The sequence below is a fragment of the Aminobacter sp. P4_D5 genome (assembly GCF_056401815.1).
Genome location: NZ_JBFUIP010001200.1, coordinates 1 through 560, shown reverse-complemented (window position 1 = coordinate 560; position 560 = coordinate 1). Strand labels below are relative to the sequence as shown.

2 pseudogenes are annotated in these 560 nt (G+C 66.6%); both read right to left on the bottom strand.

Annotated elements, in window-relative coordinates:
- Positions 1-171: pseudogene (locus tag AC1DWF_RS37480) on the bottom strand (50S ribosomal protein L7/L12); the annotation flags it as partial.
- Between the two features lie 149 nt (positions 172-320).
- Positions 321-560: pseudogene (locus AC1DWF_RS37475) on the bottom strand (50S ribosomal protein L10); the annotation flags it as partial.

The window sequence follows — 560 nt, the reverse complement described above, 5'->3', positions numbered from 1 at the left end:
GGTCTGCACTTCGGCAGGAGCGGCAGCGGCGGCCGGGCCGGCAGCGGCGGCAACAGCCACCGGCGCGGCGGCGGAGACGCCCCACTTTTCCTCGAGCAGCTTGGAGAGCTCGGCGGCCTCCAAGACGGTCAGAGCGGACAGCTCGTCAACGAGCTTTGCGAGATCGGCCATGTGTGTGTTCCTTCGATCTAATGGCTTGACTGTGGCTTGACAACCCCACCGCGACATCGCGGCAGGGGTTTAGTGATTCGATAGGCCAAAGCGCCCCTACGCGGGGCTGCGATTCACGCCTTCGGGCAAGCCCTCCGGCGATCGCAACCTCATGCGGCTTCCTTATCCGCGTAGGCCTTCAGCACCCGTGCCAGCTGGCCGGCGGGGGCCTGAACCACCCCGGCAATGCGGGTCGCCGGGGTCTGGATCAGACCCACGAGCGACGCGCGCAGCGTGTCGAGCGAGGGAAGTTCGGCCAGTGCCTTCACGCCATCGACGTTCAGCATCTGGGTCCCGAGCGCACCGCCCAGGATTTCGAACTTCTCGTTGCCCTTGGCGAACTCCACGGC